Annotated in this window: 16 protein-coding genes and 1 pseudogene; 10 read left to right on the top strand and 7 right to left on the bottom strand. The window is 69.1% G+C overall.

What is annotated here, in order from left to right; genetic code table 11:
• Positions 1 to 30: 30 nt before the first annotated feature.
• From PFX91_RS02105 to PFX91_RS02095, 3 genes are all read left to right on the top strand, one after another.
• Positions 31 to 639, top strand: a complete 609-nt coding sequence (locus PFX91_RS02105; RefSeq protein WP_285729003.1) for a DUF4956 domain-containing protein — start codon at positions 31 to 33, stop codon at positions 637 to 639.
• Positions 636 to 1,505, top strand: a complete 870-nt coding sequence (locus tag PFX91_RS02100) for a polyphosphate polymerase domain-containing protein (protein ID WP_502888236.1) — start codon at positions 636 to 638, stop codon at positions 1,503 to 1,505. The genes PFX91_RS02105 and PFX91_RS02100 overlap by 4 nt, the downstream gene beginning before the upstream one ends.
• 296 nt (positions 1,506 to 1,801) lie before the next feature.
• Positions 1,802 to 2,314 (top strand): SRPBCC family protein, encoded by a 513-nt coding sequence (locus PFX91_RS02095; RefSeq protein ID WP_285729002.1) that lies wholly within the window; start codon positions 1,802 to 1,804, stop codon positions 2,312 to 2,314.
• 160 nt (positions 2,315 to 2,474) lie between these two features.
• Here PFX91_RS02095 and PFX91_RS02090 read toward each other — a convergent pair whose 3' ends face one another.
• Positions 2,475 to 3,239, bottom strand: a complete 765-nt coding sequence (locus tag PFX91_RS02090) for a phosphatase PAP2 family protein (RefSeq protein ID WP_285729525.1) — start codon at positions 3,237 to 3,239, stop codon at positions 2,475 to 2,477.
• A 740-nt stretch (positions 3,240 to 3,979) separates the two neighbouring features.
• Here PFX91_RS02090 and PFX91_RS02085 point away from each other — a divergent pair.
• From PFX91_RS02085 to PFX91_RS02065, 5 genes are all read left to right on the top strand, one after another.
• Positions 3,980 to 4,657 carry a GntR family transcriptional regulator gene (locus PFX91_RS02085; RefSeq protein ID WP_285729001.1) on the top strand — a complete coding sequence of 226 codons (678 nt, stop codon included), beginning with the start codon at positions 3,980 to 3,982 and terminating at the stop codon, positions 4,655 to 4,657.
• A gap of 499 nt (positions 4,658 to 5,156) precedes the next feature.
• Positions 5,157 to 6,263 carry a pyruvate dehydrogenase (acetyl-transferring) E1 component subunit alpha gene (pdhA, locus tag PFX91_RS02080; RefSeq protein ID WP_285729000.1) on the top strand — a complete coding sequence of 369 codons (1,107 nt, stop codon included), beginning with the start codon at positions 5,157 to 5,159 and terminating at the stop codon, positions 6,261 to 6,263.
• A gap of 14 nt (positions 6,264 to 6,277) precedes the next feature.
• Positions 6,278 to 7,291, top strand: a complete 1,014-nt coding sequence (locus tag PFX91_RS02075) for an alpha-ketoacid dehydrogenase subunit beta (protein WP_285728998.1) — start codon at positions 6,278 to 6,280, stop codon at positions 7,289 to 7,291.
• A gap of 14 nt (positions 7,292 to 7,305) precedes the next feature.
• Positions 7,306 to 8,607: a dihydrolipoamide acetyltransferase family protein gene (locus tag PFX91_RS02070; RefSeq protein WP_285728996.1), complete on the top strand. Its 1,302-nt coding sequence runs from the start codon at positions 7,306 to 7,308 to the stop codon at positions 8,605 to 8,607.
• A 253-nt stretch (positions 8,608 to 8,860) separates the two neighbouring features.
• Entirely contained in the window at positions 8,861 to 9,637 is a 777-nt protein-coding gene (locus PFX91_RS02065) for a cupin domain-containing protein (protein ID WP_285728994.1), read from the top strand.
• 247 nt (positions 9,638 to 9,884) lie between these two features.
• Here the strand turns inward: PFX91_RS02065 and PFX91_RS02060 are convergent, their stop codons facing one another.
• Positions 9,885 to 10,235, bottom strand: coding sequence for a PLD nuclease N-terminal domain-containing protein (locus PFX91_RS02060; protein WP_285728993.1), 351 nt, complete (start codon positions 10,233 to 10,235; stop codon positions 9,885 to 9,887).
• 375 nt (positions 10,236 to 10,610) lie between these two features.
• Between PFX91_RS02060 and PFX91_RS02055 the strand changes: the two genes are divergently transcribed.
• The gene (locus tag PFX91_RS02055; RefSeq protein ID WP_285728992.1) at positions 10,611 to 11,354 is read left to right on the top strand and encodes a GntR family transcriptional regulator; all 744 of its coding nucleotides are present in this window, start codon (positions 10,611 to 10,613) and stop codon (positions 11,352 to 11,354) included.
• A 106-nt stretch (positions 11,355 to 11,460) separates the two neighbouring features.
• On the opposite strand, the gene PFX91_RS02050 is transcribed toward PFX91_RS02055, so the two are convergent.
• The 4 genes from PFX91_RS02050 to PFX91_RS02035 all read right to left on the bottom strand — a co-directional run bounded on the left by PFX91_RS02050 (position 11,461) and on the right by PFX91_RS02035 (position 15,155).
• Complete coding sequence (locus PFX91_RS02050; RefSeq protein ID WP_285728991.1) at positions 11,461 to 12,522, bottom strand: aspartate-semialdehyde dehydrogenase; 1,062 nt, start codon at positions 12,520 to 12,522, stop codon at positions 11,461 to 11,463.
• On the bottom strand, positions 12,519 to 13,790 hold the full coding sequence (locus PFX91_RS02045; protein ID WP_352231614.1) for an aspartate kinase: 1,272 nt from the start codon (positions 13,788 to 13,790) through the stop codon (positions 12,519 to 12,521). The genes PFX91_RS02050 and PFX91_RS02045 overlap by 4 nt, the downstream gene beginning before the upstream one ends.
• Before the next feature lie 177 nt (positions 13,791 to 13,967).
• Positions 13,968 to 14,567, bottom strand: coding sequence for a recombination mediator RecR (gene recR, locus PFX91_RS02040; protein WP_285728989.1), 600 nt, complete (start codon positions 14,565 to 14,567; stop codon positions 13,968 to 13,970).
• Positions 14,568 to 14,807: 240 nt separating this feature from the next.
• Positions 14,808 to 15,155, bottom strand: coding sequence for a YbaB/EbfC family nucleoid-associated protein (locus tag PFX91_RS02035; protein WP_285729521.1), 348 nt, complete (start codon positions 15,153 to 15,155; stop codon positions 14,808 to 14,810).
• A gap of 500 nt (positions 15,156 to 15,655) precedes the next feature.
• Here PFX91_RS02035 and PFX91_RS02030 point away from each other — a divergent pair, with 500 nt between their 5' ends.
• Positions 15,656 to 16,822: a methyltransferase domain-containing protein gene (locus PFX91_RS02030; RefSeq protein WP_285729520.1), complete on the top strand. Its 1,167-nt coding sequence runs from the start codon at positions 15,656 to 15,658 to the stop codon at positions 16,820 to 16,822.
• A gap of 131 nt (positions 16,823 to 16,953) precedes the next feature.
• On the opposite strand, the pseudogene PFX91_RS02025 reads toward PFX91_RS02030, so the two are convergent.
• Positions 16,954 to 17,414, bottom strand: a pseudogene (locus PFX91_RS02025) (DNA polymerase III subunit gamma/tau); the annotation flags it as partial.

The following is a 17,414-nucleotide window of genomic DNA, read 5'->3' as shown; positions in this document are numbered from 1 at the left end:
CTCCTCACTCTCAGTACGCAGGATGGTCACATGTTCTGGTTCGCCTTGGCGGTCAACTCGACCGCGATCACGGTCCTGTCCTACGTCATCTACTTCCGCCGTCATGGACGGCGCGATCTCCTCCTGGCCTATGTGGCGCTGAACACCGGCATCTTCGCCGTGGTCTCCATGCTGACCAACCAGGAGGTCGGTCTCGCGGTCGGCTTCGGGTTGTTCGGTGTGCTGTCGATCCTGCGGTTGCGTTCGGACCTGATCAGTCAGGGGGAGATCGGTTACTACTTCACCGCCATCGCCCTCGGTCTGGTCAACGCGGTGGCCGCCCCGATGCCGTGGGTGCTGCTGGGGCTCAACGTCCTGCTGCTCGCCGGCCTGTACACGGCCGACCACCCCCGTCTCCTCTCCCGGCACGAGCGTCGTGTGCTGACGCTGGACGTGGTGCACGAGGACCCCGTGGCGCTGCGTCAGGACCTGGAGGCCCGGCTGCGCGCCCGGGTCAAGAAGGTGGAGGTGACCTCGGTCGATTACGTACGCGACCTGATGGTCGTCGACGTGCGCTTCCAGGTACCGCGGCCGGTCCCCTCTCCCTCACGTGAGCGCTCCGGAGGCCTCCCTTCGCCGACCTGGTCGGCCGGACGATGAGCGCCACGCCCCTGTCCCGGCCCTCGGTCCCCGTGGAGACGAACGCCACGGAGACGCCCACCGTGAAGACGCCCACCGCGATCCTGGCGGAACTACGTCCGATGTCCCTCGCCGAGATCAACGAACGCGCCGCCCTGGTCACCCGCACCTGTCGTAAGTACCTCGTGCCCGCCGACATGATGGAACCCCTGTTCGCGGGGGCCGGGGACCGGTTCGGGGTGCTGACCATCGACGGGCGGTGGAACTTCCAGTACTCGTCCACCTACCTGGACACCCCCTGTCTACGGACCTTCCAGGACCACCGTCAGGGACGACGGATGCGCTTCAAGGCCAGGACCCGCACGTACGTGGACACCGGTGGGACCCGCATGTTCGAGATCAAGCTCAAGGGAACGCGCGGCGTCACCGACAAGACCCGGATGGAGTACGGGGGACCTCCGGATCGACTGACACCGCAGACCCGCCGGTTCCTGGACGACACGTTGTGCGCGTACGGCGTGGAGTCTCCGGACGTACTGAGCGCCAGTGCCGTCACCGACTACCGCCGTACCACGGTGGTGTCCCTCTCAGGCCTGGAGCGGGTGACCGTGGACACCGACCTGGTCGGCTACCGGAAGGGCTGGTCGGTGCGCATGCGATCCGACGTGGTGCTGCTGGAGGTCAAGACGCGCGGCGGTCTGACCGCGACCGAGCGCAGGCTGCACGAGCTCGGCGTCCGGGAGGCACGGTTCACCAAGTACGGCGCGACGATCGCCGCCCTGGAGCCCCGCGCCAGGGGCAACAGGTGGCATCGCGCGATGGGCGCGTGCCTGGAGAGTCCGACGGCCTGCACCCTGGAGCGCGCACAGATCGGCACGGGCCGCTGACCACTTCGGGGGACGTCCGTGGGGAAGGTTTCACGTGAAACATCACCTGACCAGCGTGGACGAGGCGGCCACCGTCCCGTATCCGAGCGGGACGGTGGCCTGGCGTGTCGCCCCTCCCGCTACCGGAGGGACCTCACGCCGCTCCCGATGTTCCCCCGTTCGACCCCGACGCTCAAGAGGGCCGTGGCGTTCGGGGCCCACCCCCGGGCCCTGAGGAGCGCGGAATCGGTGTGCGCGTGGTCCCCTCCGGGGATACGGGGGTGGAAACGACGACGCACTCGACATCGGGAGGGATCATGACGGTCCGGGAGATCGACGAGCGCGGGCTTCTGAGCGGGCCGCACACCACCGAACGACCGCGGACCACGAGCACGGCGGTCTACACGGCGTACTTCGAGGCACCCCCCGACCGGGTCTTCTCCCTCTGTGTGAGCAGGTCCGGCCTGGAGCGTTCCATGCCCGGCGGGGTGCGTGTCCTGCGCTGGCCCGAACGGGGGTTCGCCGAAGGCGAGGTGATGGTGTTGCGCTGGCGCCTGGCGGGTGTACTGCCCGTGCGCTGGGTCGGCGTCATCGACTCCTTCCAGGACGGCGAGCACTTCACCGACCTCCAACTGCGCGGGCTGTTCCGCTATTTTCGGCACACCCATGTGGTGACACCACAAGGGACCGGAACCGCCTACACCGACCGGGTGGAGTTCGCCTCCCGCTTCGGGGCCATGGTGGACCGCACGCTTGTGCGGTTCGTGATGAACCGGATGTTCCTCGAACGACTGGCCAGGATGCGCGAACTGGTGAGGACCCCGGGCTGACCGGGGCTCAGGGTCCTCCTCACGGAGGGAACGGGCCCGGCCTCCGATCGCCGCCTCGCCATGTCGACCTGGCGAGAACTCACGCTCGGGGCCGCCGGAACGCCGAGCGCCCGCCGGAAGGAGTCCGGCGGGCGCGAGGCGACCCGGGGTGGGGAGGGGTTCAGCTCTTGGCGGGCAGCGACTCCTGTCGTCTTCCGTACCAGGGCCACCACTCGGTGGTGCGACCGTGGGGGAACATGCGGTCCAGCCTGATCGTCACCCTCAGCGCGAAACCGCCCGCGATCATCCCCGCCACCAGGTCCGTGAACCAGTGGAAGTGCAGGTAGACCGAGACCGTCGACTGGAGCAGGGCGATACCGACGATGCAGTACGCCAGGCGTCGGATGATGTGCGGTCGGGCGGCACCGAACCGGATGATGAGGAACAGCACCAGCCCGTAGATGAGGATCGCGTTGGCCCCGTGTCCGGACGGGAAGGCCACGTTGCCCGGCCCCGCGAAGAAGTCCGGGTTGAAGTGCTTGGCGTGCCCCCGGTTGATGGCCAGCTTCATCACCGACACCATGGACATCATCCCGACCACTCCGACGGCGCTCAGCACCATCGGACGCCAACTTCGGTGCCAGTAGGCCAACTGGAGCGCGGTGACACCCAGGACGGGCAACGCGACGGCACGGGAGGCGACCGTGTCCGGCCAGAGGATGAGGAAGTCCCGTATCCGGTCCCAGTAGGGTCGGGGGAGTTCGTTCAGGAAGTTGTCGACCGGATGCAGCGGCCCGGCGGCGAGCATCGTCATGACGATCAGCGCGACGGCCAGCATGATGGCGACACGGTCCGAGGCCACTCCCCAGGCGATCTCGCTCACACTCGGCCAGCGGACCGCACGCACGACCGGGGGCCCCGGGTCGTACACGGTCGTACGCACCACGGGGATGGGGCCGCTGTAGGGACCCGCGGCCGGGGTCGTACGCTCTTGCCTGTCGTGCGGCTCGGTCAACTGCCTGGCCCGTGGATGTGGATGTCGTCGGGTCCTTGAAGAGTGCGTCATGTGCTCAGTGCTGTCTCACGCGTTGTGGGCTCGCCTGTGGCACTTGCGAAGCGCGGGGGACGGGCCAGCCGTTTCTACTGGTACTGATCTGACGTCCTCAGGCCGACTCGGGTGGACGGCGGAGGGAGGATTCCCTTCCGCCCACTTCCGTTCGACGGCCGAACCTTGGGACCGGTTCACCGGGTCGTGAACGGCCTCTGGCAGGATCGGCTTCCGAGGAACAGGGTCGACAGTGGCGTCTGTGTCGCGCTGCGCACCGCCCGAGTATGTTCAGCGCGGGTCAGGGCACCGTCATCGAACTCCTCGCCGTTGCGTGCGTCATGCTCCGTCTCGACCTTGTGTGGACATTGCCGACAGACGAGCCTACCCGGACACGGTTCCGTATCGGTGGTGTGGTCGCACACGTGTGGTCTTCCTCCTCGGCTCCCACCCCGCGCCCGACCGTCCGTCGACGCCGCTCCACCGCCACGCGACACGTTCGTGGACGATCCGCCGGCGCCCCGAGGCCTGTTGTCAGGTCGACCCGCACGCGTGTGGCACTCTTCAAGGAGCCTGTACAACGCTGAGCGAAACGGTCGCCGCACCGAGCGTGCGTCGGCCGCGGAACGGAAGGGCCCTGGATGGTCGACCTGCCCCGGTTGCCGGATGATCCCTCGAAACTGGCCCGTGAGCCGCTGAGGGAGCAGATCCGGCAGGTACTGGTCGAAGGCCTGCTGTCGGGGCGCTGGAAGCCCGGAGAGCGGATCGTGGAGCGCCGCATCGCCACGGAGCTGAAGGTGAGCCAGGCCCCCGTCCGAGAGGCGCTGCGCGAACTGGAGACCCTGCGCCTGATCGAGACGGTGCCCAACAAGGGCGCCCGGGTCAGGGCTTTCGGGGTCCAGGACATGGCGGAGATCTACCCTGTCCGCGCGGGGTTGGAACTGGTGGCCGCGCAGCTGGCCGCCCCCCGACTGGCGGCCGACCCCTCTCCCCTGGAACGGGAGGTGGAGGCCCTGCGGAGGGCGACCGCGCGGGGCGACACCGCGGAGCAGATCCGCCACAGCGTGGAGTTCCACCGCGAGATCGTGCGCGCCGCCGACAACAGCGTGTTGCTGCACACCTGGGAGTCGCTGGGCGTGGAGGTGTGGACCGCGCTCTCGGTGCGCTGGCTGGACATGAAGCTCCACGCCAAGGCCGCCGACCACGCACAGATCACCCTGGCCTTCCGCGAGGGGGACCCCGCGGTGGGCCGGATGCTCAGCGACCACGTGCTCAACTACGTCGAGGCCGCTTTGAAGTCGCACGAGGGCGTGGGCTGAGTCCGACCCGCTCCCCGGCGTCTCCTCCCCTCCTCGGAGGAACGTTCCGACCTGCCCCTTCGGTCCTTCTCCGTGGGGGCTCGCGTACAGTTGTATTGATCGATCATCGATCAGAGCATAGAGTGGGAGCGACGCGTGTCACACGATCGCCCTACCCCTCCCGGTCGTCGGGGGTCGTCCATCCGGCCGGTGGACGACCCCCGACGACCGACACCGTCAGACGGGGCCACGGATGCATAGGCCAGTGCAGACCGGGAAGCAATGCGGGCAGGGGTCCCACGGACAACTTCACACCGGATCCCTCCAGCGCTTCGCACCCGGAGAGAACGAGCCACGCTCTCCGGGACGCGCCCCGCCACAGCCACAGGGCGCCGCCGCCGCATGAGCCGCGGTGGCGGCGCACGCCGAGGCCACGCCCGACAGCGAGGCCACGGCGGGCCTGACACCTCCGGTCCACAGACCGGATCGGCAGGCCTTCTCGCACGTAGAAAGGCACATCATGGCTGACACAGCCAAGCCGAAGGGTCGCGCCGCCAAGTCCTCGGGGACTCGCAAGCGCGGACGCAAGGACACCTCCCCCGGCCTCTCCAACGAAAAACCCGAGATCCTGCTCGACTACTACCGCAGGATGTTGTTCCTCCGGCGCTTCGAGGAGCGTACGGCCCAGGCCTACACCCAGGCCAGGATCGGCGGTTACTGCCACCTCAACCTCGGTGAGGAGGCCACCATCGTCGGCCTGATGAGCGCCCTACGCGAGGACGACTACCTGTTCACGAACTACCGTGACCACGGGTACGCGATCGAGAAGGGCATGGACCCCAGGCGGGTCATGGCCGAGCTCTACGGACGCACCGACGGTGTGGCCAAGGGCTGGGGCGGCTCCATGCACATGTACGACACCGCCACCCGCATGCTCGGCGGCTACGGCATCGTCGGCGGTCAGCTGCCGCTGGCGGCCGGTGCCGCGCTGGCCATCACCTACCGTGGCGGCGACGAGGTCGTCATGTGCCAGATGGGGGACGGCACCACCAACATCGGCGCCTGGCACGAGAGCCTGAACATCGCCAAGCTGTGGAACCTGCCGGTCGTCTTCGTGGTGATCAACAACTTCACCGGCATGGGGACCACCGTCGAGATGTCCTCGGCCGAACCCGACCTGTACAAGCGCGGCGCCGCCTTCCGCATCGAGGGCGAGCGTGTGGACGGCCGGGACGTGCTCGCGGTCCGCGACACCACCACCAGGCTCGTGGAGCGCGCCCGTAAGGAGCAGACGCCGTTCCTGCTGGAGGCGTGGAGCTACCGGATGAAGGGCCACTCGGTGGTCGACCCGGCCAAGTACCGCACCGACGAGCAGAAGGAAGAGGCACGGTCGGAGCAGAACGACCCGATCCGCCTGTTCGACCGACAGCTCACCGAGGCCGGCATCCTCACCGACGAGCTGCGCGAGGAGATGGCCGCCTCCGTCAAGGCCGAGGTCGCCGAAGCCGCGGACTTCGCCGAGAACAGCCCGCACCCGGATGTGTCGACGCTCTTCGACTACACCTACGCCACACCGGTGCCCAACGAGTCGACCCGCATGCCCGCCGACCCGGTGTTCGCGGAGTAGGGAAGGAACCCACAATGTCTGTGATCACTTACCGTCAGGCTCTGCGGGACACCCTTCGCGCCGAGATGGTCCGGGACGAGAACGTGTTCGTCATGGGCGAGGAGATCGGTCTCTTCGAGGGCTCCTACAAGATCACCGAGGGTCTGCTCAAGGAGTTCGGACCGCGCCGGGTCAGGGACACCCCCATCGCCGAGGAGGGTTTCGTCGGCGCGGCCGTCGGCGCGGCCATGTTGGGCCTGCGTCCGGTCGTGGAGATCATGACGATCAACTTCTCGCTGATCGCCATCGACCAGATCATCAACCACGCCGCCAAGATCTACGGCATGTTCGGCGGTCAGACGAGCGTGCCCATGGTCATCCGCACACCCGGTGGCGGCGGCCAACAGCTCGGCGCCACCCACTCGCAGAACATCGAGCTGTTCTACTCCTTCGTCCCCGGTCTGAAGGTGCTCGCTCCCAGCACCCCGGCCGAGGCCTCGGCGATGCTGCGCGCGGCCATCCGCGACGACGACCCGGTCCTGCTCCTGGAGAACCTGGGTCTGTACAACTCCAAGGGCGAGGTCCCCGACGACTACGCCGAGCCGTCCAACGACGACGTCGCCACGATCGGCCGCGCCAAGGTCACACGCGAGGGAAGCGACATCACCCTCATCGGTTACTCCCGCATGGCGATGGTGGCCACCCAGGTCGCCGAGCAGCTGGCCGAGGAGGACATCGACGTCGAGGTCGTGGACCTGCGCAGCCTGCGTCCGCTGGACCGCCAGACCTTCGTGGACTCGGTCAAGAAGACCGGCGCCGCGGTGATCTGCGAGGACGACTGGCTCACCTACGGCATCGGCGCGGAGATCGCCGCGTCGATCCAGGAAGGCGCCTTCGACTACCTGGACGCCCCCGTCCGCAGGGTGGCGATGGCGGAAGTCCCCATGCCCTACGCCAAGCCGCTGGAGACAGCGGCCCTGCCGTCGATCGAGTCGATCAGCACCGTCATCAAGGAGACCCTGAGCGCCGTCGGCAAACGGGTCGGGTAGAGGGAGTTTCAAATATGAGCGAAATCCAGATGCCGCGCCTCTCCGACACCATGGAAGAAGGCGTCATCAGCACGTGGGTCAAGAACGTGGGTGACAAGGTCACCTCCGGTGACGTCCTGGTCGAGATCGAGACCGACAAGGCCGTCATGGAGTACGAGGCCTACGAGGACGGCTACCTGGTCAAGCAGACCGTCTCCGAGGGTGAGACGGTGCCGATCGGCGCGGTCATCGGTGTGATCGCCGACTCCCCGGACGCCGTGCCCGAGGACTCCGGTGCCGGCGATGCGGACGAACCCGAGCCCGACAAGGAGGAACAGGCCGAGAAGGCGGAGGAGATCACGGAGGCCGCCGAGGGCTCGGAGGCCGAACGGACCTCCGCCGCGCCCGAGCCGGCCGAGGACGGCCCCCGTCCGCGCACCTCCCCGTTGGCCCGGCGACTGGCCCGTGAGTACGGCCTGGACATCACCAAGATCAAGGGGTCGGGCCCCAAGGGCCGGATCGTGCGCGCCGACATCGAGGCGGCCCGGGAGAGGGGCACCGAGGAGACCGAGCACGCGGTGGAGGCCAAGGAGGAGGCCAAGCCCTCCGCGGAGCGGGCCGTGTCCGCCCCGGCCTTCGACGACGGACGCGACTCCGAGGAGCTCCAGGTCAGCAACGTGCGCAAGGTGATCGCGCGCCGCCTGACCGAGAGCAAGCAGACCGTCCCGCACTTCTACCTGCGCCGTACGATCGACGCCGAGGCGCTCAGGGCCTTCCGTTCGCAGATCAACGGGCAGCTGGAGAGCACCGGCGTGAAGGTCAGCTTCAACGACCTGATCGTCAAGGCCAGTGCGACGGCGTTGAAGCTGCACCCCGCGGTGAACACCTCGTGGGTGGACGGCAGGCTGCTGCGGCACCACCGGATCAACGTGGGCGTGGCCGTGGCCGTGGAGTCGGGCCTGGTCGTTCCGGTGTTGCACGACACCGACAAGGCGACGCTGTCGGAGATCTCCACGCGTACGCGGGATCTGGCGGGCAAGGCCCGTGACGGCAAGCTGAAGCCGCAGGAGATGAGCGGCGGCACGTTCAGCGTGTCCAACCTGGGCATGTTCGGTGTGGACAGCTTCTCCGCGGTGATCAACCCGCCGGAGGCGGCCATCCTCGCGGTCGGTGCGATGCGCCAGGAGCCGGTGGTCGTGGACGGCGAGGTCGTCGTGCGCAACCGGATCGCGCTCGAACTGTCGGTGGACCACCGTGCGGTGGACGGCGCCGTGGGCGCCGCGTTCCTCAAGGACCTCGCGGAGATCCTGGAGGAGCCGATGCGGATCATCCTGTAACGGGAGGGTTCCCCGCCTCTTCGACGCCCCGGCCGGTGACGGTCGGGGCGTTCTCGTGCGAGGAAAGGGCCGCCCACGGGCTGTGGACGGCCCTACCGCACCTCCTCGACTCCGGCCCGTCCCCCGCCCCGCCCTCCCCACGTGACCGGGAGACGTGCGGTGGACCGTGGCCGAGGCCGCGAGGGCGCCGGCGGCGCGAGGCTCGGTCGGCGTGGACGTGGTCGTCCACGCTCGTCCCGGATACCGTCTTCCCATGCCCCACGTGCTGCACATGACCGAACTCGAACGCTGGGCTCGCGGCGACCACCACATCGAGGCCGACTCCCTGCGGACGCAGGGGTTCGTGCACGCCTCTCCGGACGTGCCCACCCTGTTGGCGGTGGCCGACGCCCTGTACTCCGAGAGCACCGACCCGCTCGTCGCCCTCGTCGTGGACACCGACGCGGTCGACTGTGAGGTGCGGTGGGAGGCGGCCGACCCCGCCCCTCCCCTGGGCGTGGACGGCGACGTCCTCTTCCCCCACGTCTACGGCCCCATCCCCCGTGCGGCCGTGGTGGACGTGCGCCACCTGCGCCGCGACCCCTCCGGCCGCTACACGGGAGCCGAGGCCAGGCCCGCGACCGCGGAGGTGTTGGACCTGCTGCCCCATCCCGAAGGTGGTTGGTACCGGCAGACCTGGCGCAGCGAGGTGACGGTCCGCCCCGACGACCACCCCGGGGCACGTCCCACCGCCACCGGCATCCACTTCCTGCTGGCCCCGGGAGAGGAGTCGCGCTGGCACAGGGTGCGTTCCGACGAGATGTGGGTCTTCAACCGGGGCGGCCCGTTGCGACTGGAGCTGGGCGGTACGGGGTCCGCCCCCGAACCGGAGGGGCGGAGGATCCTGGGCCCGGGGATCGAACGGGGCGAACTCCTCCAGGTCCTGGTCCCGGCGGGAACCTGGCAGACGGCACGCCCCGTGGGCGACACCGAGTCACTGGTCAGCTGCTTCGTCTCTCCCGGCTTCGACTTCGCCGACTCCGAGGCCTGAGCCCCCTGACGGGCACGGTCGGTCGCGTGGTCACCGGTGCGTCCGTCCACCTGCTCGGCGGGTTCGGCGTCCGAAACACCGACCGGGGCCGCTCTCCACCCCCACCTCCGCCAGAACCCTCTGGCTACTCAACGTGACGATCCTTGGTCGGGGCCGCGACTCCTCCGCCCCCACGGCAAAGGCCCCGGAGCCGGTGCCTCTCCCCCGCTCCGGAGCCTCTCAACGAGCTACCCGGCCCTTCCCCGGCTCAGGCGGGGTGCAGTCGTCCGTTCCTCTGGGCCGCCACGTTGCTGTGCTGACCGACACTGACGGGGATCGTGTGACGCGCCTTGCCCTTGTCGATGCCCAGAAAGCGGTTGAGGTGCCCCTTCTTGCCCACGACGAACCAGGCGACCGCTCCGAACAGCGGAAACCAGAGAACGAAGAGGATCCACAGCAGCTTGCCCCCCGCCGAGGTGTCGCGATCGACCAAGGCGGAGATGACGGCCGAGAGCACCAACAACACCAGGAACGCGGCGACCAGCACCAGAGCGGCCCCCACGGTCCCCCCCATCCAGGTGACCGCCGGCTCCGCACGGTTCGCAAGACTCGTGATCATGGCTTCCCCCAAGCAAGGCATACTCCTGTCGTTACGCAGGGTAATCGCCAGGGGTGGGGCCCTCGCCTATTTCCCGGTTTCCGGGCGTTTCCACCAACCTCCACCCGGGCTTCCGTTTCCGCGGTGCCTTCACCCCGCGAAGGTGACGACTTTCGGAGAACGCCCCCTACCAGGGCTTTTCGCTGCTTTACTGAGAACCATGGGCGAGCTTCGGCGATCTGGTGGGCATACTCCCCTTCTCTCCTCCACGGTTCCCATCGGCGACGGTGGCGACACCGCCACCCACGCTCTCCGGTTCGGACGCACCACCGTCCGCCCGGGGGAGCACAGACATCGGAAGGACGGAAGAGGCGTGGTGAACCGGGCTCGGTGACCATGGCCAGGCAGCCCCGGTACCTCTGGCTGGCCCAGCAGCTACGCGAACCGATCCTGAACGGGGAGATGCCTCCTGGTACGAGGCTTCCCTCCCGGACCCGACTGGCGCGTTCCTACCGAGTCAGCGAGCAGATCTCCCGTACCGCTCTACGACTGTTGGTCACCGAAGGCCTGGTCGAGTCCCGCCCCGGCTCCGGATACTTCGTGCGCCCGGCGCCCGAACTCTTCCGGCTCTGCCGAACCGACTCCTCCTCCGGCTCCGGCCTGGGCGGACTCACACGGGAGACGCTCGGCACCGAACAGGAACGGTGCTCCCCGGCGCTGAGCGCCCGGTTGCGGCTGCGCGACGGCGACCCGGTGTACCGCACCACCTCTCGGGGCCTGTCCTCGGAAGTGCCCATCACCCTGCACCGGTCCTGGGAACCCGCCGCCCTCACCGCGGGCACCCAGCACACCCCCTTCGGCAGCGCGCCCGACACCGGTCTGATCGAGCGGCTCGGCGCCGCGGGGCACCCGGTCGATCGCGTGGTGGAGGAGGTCGGTGTGCGCGCCCTGCGCGACTTCGAGGCCTCGTTGCTCGACTCGGCACCCGGGATACCCGTGCTCGTGGTGGAGCGCACCCACTACAGCGGCAACCGTCCGGTGGAGACCTCCGACCTCATCGGTTCGACCGAGCAGTGCAGGCTCCTCTACAAGCTGACACTGGCCCGGGCCCGCCGTCCCGGCGACCCGCGCCGCCGCTGAGGCGGGAACGCCGCCGCCCCACGTGCGGCCGGGAGTGCCGGCCGCCTGGTGGACGAACGGGGGAGACGACCGTCGACCGGCCGTCTCCCCCGTGCACCGCGTGCGGTCAGCCCTGGACGAACTCCCGGGCCACGACCTCGGCGATCTGCGCGGTGTTCAGCGCCGCGCCCTTGCGCAGGTTGTCCCCGCACAGGAACAGGTCCAACGACTTCGGGTCGTCCAGCGACTGGCGGATACGACCGACCCAGGTCGGGTCGGTGCCCACGACGTCGGCGGGGGTGGGGAACTCGCCGTTGGCCGGGTCGTCCTGGACCACGACGCCCTCGGCGGAGCCGAGCACCTTACGGGCCTCTTCGGCGGTGACCTCCTCGGAGAAGGTCGCGTGCACGGTCAGCGCGTGGGTGGTGATCACCGGAACCCGCACGCACGTGGCCGAGACACGCAGGTCGGGCAGGCCCAGGATCTTGCGCGACTCGTTACGGATCTTCAGCTCCTCGGAGGACCATCCGTCGTCCTTGAGCGAGCCCGCCCACGGCACGACGTTGTAGGCCAGCGGCGCCGGGAACGGACCCAGCTCGCCCACGGCGGCGCGTACGTCGCCCGCCTTGTCCCCGAGGGTGCGGTCCGCGGCGACCTTGGACATCTGGTCGCGCAGGGTGTCGATGCCCTCCTGTCCCGCACCGGAGGCGGCCTGGTAGGAGGAGGCCACGATCTCCTTGACGCCGTAGGCGCGGTGCAGGGCACCGATCGCCACGATCATCGACAGGGTGGTGCAGTTGGGGTTGCTGATGATGCCGCGCGGACGGTTGCGGACCTGGTCGGCGTTGACCTCGGGCACCACGAGCGGAATGTCCGGGTCCATGCGGAAGGCACCGGAGTTGTCGACGGCCACCGCGCCGCGTGCGGCGGCGATCGGCGCCCACTCCTTGGACACCTCGTCGGGGACGTCGAACATGGCGACGTCCACGCCGTCGAAGACCTCGGGGGACAGGGCCTGGACCACGACGTCCTCACCGCGCACGCTCAGAACCTTGCCCGCGCTGCGCGCGGAGGCCACGAGGCGGATCTCGCCCCAAACGTTCTCACGCTGGGTCAGGATGCCCCGCATCACGGTGCCGACGGCGCCGGTGGCGCCGACGAGGGCGAGGGTGGGAAGACGGTTACTCATCGGCCGGTACCTCCGTAAACGACAGCCTCCACTTGGTCGGCGTCGAGCTTGAACTCACTGTGGGCGGCGCGCACGGCCGCGTCGATCTGGTCCTCCACCACGACCACCGAGATGCGGATCTCCGAGGTGGAGATCATCTCGACGTTGGTGCCCGAGGCGGCGATCGCGTCGAAGAAGCGGGCGGTCACACCCGGGTAGGAGCGCATACCGGCACCGATCAGCGAGACCTTGCCGATCTTGTCGTCGTAGCGCAGGGAGTCGTAGCCGACCTTCTCCTGGACCTTCTTCAAAGCCTCCACGGCCTGCTTGCCGGAGTCCTTGGGGACGGTGAAGGAGATGTCGGTACGGGAGGTGGAGACCGCCGACACGTTCTGCACGATCATGTCGATGTTGATCTCGGCGTCGGCCAGGGCCCGGAAGATCGTGGCGGCCTCACCGATACGGTCGGGGACACCGACGACGGTGATCTTGGCTTCGCTCCGGTCGTGGGAGACCCCGGAGATGATCGGCTGTTCCATGCCTTCGCTTTCCTCGACTTCCGAAACGATCCAGGTCCCGGGCTTTTGACTGAAAGATGAGCGGACGTGCAGGGGGATGTTGTACTGCCTGGCGTACTCGACACAGCGCAGGTGCAGGATCTTGGTCCCGCTGGCCGCCATCTCCAACATCTCCTCGTAGGAGAGCTTGGGGATGCGCCGCGCGGTGGGCACGACACGCGGGTCGGCGGTGAAGACCCCGTCCACGTCGCTGTAGATCTCACAGGCGTCGGCGTCGAGCGCGCCGGCGAGGGCCACCGCGGTGGTGTCGGAGCCGCCGCGACCCAGCGAGGTGATGTCCTTGGTGTCCTGGGACACCCCCTGGAAGCCGGCGACGATGCAGATCGCGCCCTCGGCCACGGCCTCCCGGATGCGGCCGGGCGTCACATCGATGATCTTGGCGTTGCCGTGCAGCGACGTGGTGATGACACCGGCCTGGGAACCGGTGAAGGAACGCGCCTCGTAGCCGAGGTTCTCGATGGCCATCGCCACGAGGGCCATCGACATGCGCTCGCCCGCCGTCACGAGGATGTCCAGCTCGCGGGCCGGCGGCATCGGGGTGACCTGCTCGGCGAGCTCCAGCAGTTCGTCGGTCGTGTCGCCCATGGCCGAGACCACGACCACGACGTCATATCCCGCCTTTTTCTGAGCCACGATCCTTTGGGCTACTCGCTTGATGGCTTCCGCGTCGGCCACGGAAGACCCACCGTACTTCTGCACGATTAGGGCCACGATCGATGCTCCTGAGGAGTTGGGATCAAGATGAAATGGAGTGTAGCCGGCGACTTCCCCGTCGACCCCGTCCGACCTGCGGCGGAGAGGGCGTGGAGCCTCGGTGCACCAGCGCTCGGGTTTACCCGGTCAGGCGGAGGTTACTCGCGATCCGCTCGAATACACGGCGAATGTGAGCTAGAACTCCAAACTGCGGCGTCCCTCGAAAGCACGTCCGAGAGTGACCTCGTCGGCGTATTCGAGATCACCGCCCACGGGCAGACCACTGGCCAGTCGGGTCACTTTCAGCCCCATGGGTTTGACCAACCGCGCCAGATAGGTCGCGGTGGCCTCCCCTTCCAGGTTGGGGTCCGTGGCGAGGATCAGCTCCGTCACCTGCCCGTCGGCCAGACGGGTCATGAGCTCCTTGATGCGCAGGTCGTCGGGGCCCACACCCTCGATGGGGCTGATGGCACCGCCCAGGACGTGGTAGCGGCCCCGGAACTCGCGCGTGCGCTCGATGGCGACGACGTCCTTGGACTCCTCGACCACACAGATGATGGCGGGGTCGCGTCGGGCGTCACGGCAGATGCGACAGCGGGTCTCCTCGGCGACGTTGCCGCAGACCTCGCAGAAGCGCACCTTCTCCTTGACCTCGACAAGCGCGTTGACGAGGCGTTTGACGTCCGCGTGTTCGGCGGACAGCAGATGGAAGGCGATGCGCTGCGCGCTTTTCGGACCGACGCCGGGCAGTCGCCCCAGCTCGTCGATCAGAGTCTGCACCGCGCCTTCGTACATCGCCTACCCACCAGGTCGGACCGGATCTTCGCAGGGTGGTCCGTCTACCCTTCCTCCACCGTATCCGGCGTGACGACCTTCCCGGTACCCGGGTGCCGCGTCGACCACGGCGCACGGAGCGTCACCGGCCGGGGCCCCGCGGGACACCCGGCCGGACATCCCGCCGACGCGAAGGTCCGTGCTCCGCGTTGCTCGCCACCCGGCCACCGAGGACGCTCGGGGCCGTGCGGGCGACCGGTGTCAGAAACCGGGAAGACCGGGCATCCCACCGGGCATACCGCCGCCGCCCAGGCCCTCGGCGAGCGGCCCCATCTTCTCCTGCTGGAGCCTCTCCACCTGGGACTCGGCGTCGCGGATGGCCGCCAGGACCAGGTCGGCGACGGTCTGAGCGCTCTCCTCGGCGTCGGTGGTGTCGATCGCCCGGGGGTCGATGCCGATGTCCTCGACCTGTCCGCGTCCACTCAGCTTGACCTTGACCAGGCCGCCGCCGGAGCTGCCCTCGATCTCGGCGTCCTCCAGCGCCTGCTGGGCCTCCATGAGCTGCTGCTGCATCTGCTGGGCCTGCTGGAGCAGGGCCTGCATGTCCATTCCGCCAGGGTTCACGGCCGTCTCCTCGCCGCACTCGTGGTGCTGGTGTTCGCTGTCATGTCGCTGTTTCTGTGAGCGTAACCGGTCATCGGCGAACGCGCGGAGTCCCCGGTGCCGTCGGGGGGTGATGGCCGGGAACGGCCGATGTCGGCCGGTGTTCGCCGGCGGAGCCGGCCCGGTCGCGGCGGTCGCCCCAACGTCCGCGGTCCGGGCGTGGTCGGAAGGATCGCCGCCGAGGTGACGTGGGCACCGGCACGGGGCGCGGCCTCCACCGCACGAACGGCCCGTGGGGGTCGATGGCCCGTCCCGCCACGACACGAGGGTGTGACGGGTGCCACGAGGAGGGACGACTCTCCCGAGGGGGTTTCACCAGGAGGAAGAACCAACGGTGGCGATACCATCACTCTCGGTTGAAAGGGTGTTCTGAGGGGCACAAAGGTCCCGGTAGTGCTCTCGCGCACGACCGGTACTGCCGAGAGCCACGGGGGACTGAAGACGTGTTGACCGCCAGGGAGCGCCACGCGGCGCTGGTCGAGGCGATGGTCGCGGACGGCACGCTGACCGACACCGCTCTCATCGATGCCTTCCGCTCCGTGCCCCGACATCGGTTCATCCCCGAGACGGGGGCACTGACCGCCTACGGCGCCTCCCTCAACGCCAACAACAACCCGGAGCAGTGGCTCGCGGCCGTCTACGCCGACAACGCCATCGTCACCCAGGTCGACGAGTCCACCGTTGCGGCCCGAGGGGAGCCACCGGCGTACCAGGAGGTGGGTTCCCAGGCGCGCAGGGAGGCCGCCACCTCGTCGAGTTCCGCGCCCACGGTCCTCGCCCGGTTGTTCGAACTCGCCGATCTGGCCAACGGGCAGCGGGTCCTGGAGGTGGGCACCGGCACGGGGTGGAACACCGCGTTGTTGGCCCACCGTCTGGGCGACAGGGCCGTCATCTCCCTGGAAGTGGACCCCCGCCTGGCCAGGAGCGCCCGAGAGTCGCTGGAGAAGGAGGGTTACTCGCCCACGGTCCATCTGGTCGACGGGTACGAGGGGTACCCTCCCGGCGCGCCCTACGACCGGATCACCTCGACCTTCGGTGTGCGGCGGATACCACCGGCGTGGTTGGAGCAACTGCGCCCGGACGGTCTGGTGGTCTGCCCTTGGGGTCTGCTGGAGGGCGCCGGTGTCCTGGCCCGTGTGGAGTGTCCCGGAGACGGTTCCGCGCGGGGAAGCTTCCACAACGGAGTGGGTTTCGTGCCCCTGCACACGCCCGACCCCCCAGCGACTCCCGTACGGGACTCGGGGCAGCAGCCCGACGAGTACCGACTCACCCAGAACGATCCGGTGGCGCCCCTGCTATCGTTCCCGTCCGCGTTCGCCCTGTCGGTGATGGTGCCGGACTGGCGCGTGCGGCGTCGGTGGATCGGCACCGGGTCGGGTGTGTGGGTCTGCGACCGGAACGCCGACTCCTGGGTGCGCGTGTACCCCTACGGCACCTCGTGGATGATCGAGCAGGGCGGGCCCAGGAGCGTGTGGGACGAGTTCGAGGAGGCCCTGGAGCTGTGGTCGGGCCTGGGCGAACCGCGACCCGAACGGTTCGGGCTGTCGGTGGAGGCCGACGGGACGCACCGGGTGTGGCTGGACTCGCCGGAGGGCCGGAGCTGGCCGGTGTGAGAAGGCCCGGCGGCCGGAGAAGACGCCTCCCCTCCCGTTCCCGCGCGGCGACGGCGTTCCGTGGGCCGTCGGGACGAGACCGGAGCGGGGTCGGTCGGGACGGGGTCGCCGACGAAGGGGGGCCGGGCCCGTCAGAGCGACGGGTCCGGGGCCTCGTGCTCGATCTCCTCGATGAGTCGGCCGCCCAGTTCGGACTCGATGAGCGCGACCCCGGGGCCCGAGGGCGCAGAGCCCTCCGAGGACCGTGACCCCCCCGGACCCGACGCGGTCGGCTCACGAGACTCCTCCCGCACGGGTGCGGATTCCGCGACGGCGGGCGAGCCCCCTCCTGCCGGAGACGTGGGCGCCGGCTCGACGTTCTCCGGCGGCGGCGCGGCCGTGGCGTCCTCGTAGGGGTCGGGCGGAGGCTCCTGGAGTCCTGTGACGATCCGGTCCGGCGGCGGTCCGGCGGCGGGACCGGGCTCCCGGACCGGCTCACCGGTCCGCGCGAGGGGCTGGGCGGGCGCGGGTTCGGGCCGGGGCTCGGCCGGAGCGGGTCGCGTCGGCTGCGGCGCCGCTACGTCCCAACCGGAGGGCTCGGCGGGGCGCACGG

The sequence above is a fragment of the Nocardiopsis sp. ATB16-24 genome (genome assembly GCF_030271535.1).
Lineage (GTDB): Bacteria > Actinomycetota > Actinomycetes > Streptosporangiales > Streptosporangiaceae > Nocardiopsis.
The sequence above is the reverse complement of the archived record's forward strand: the minus strand, read 5'-3'. Positions and strand labels throughout refer to the sequence as shown.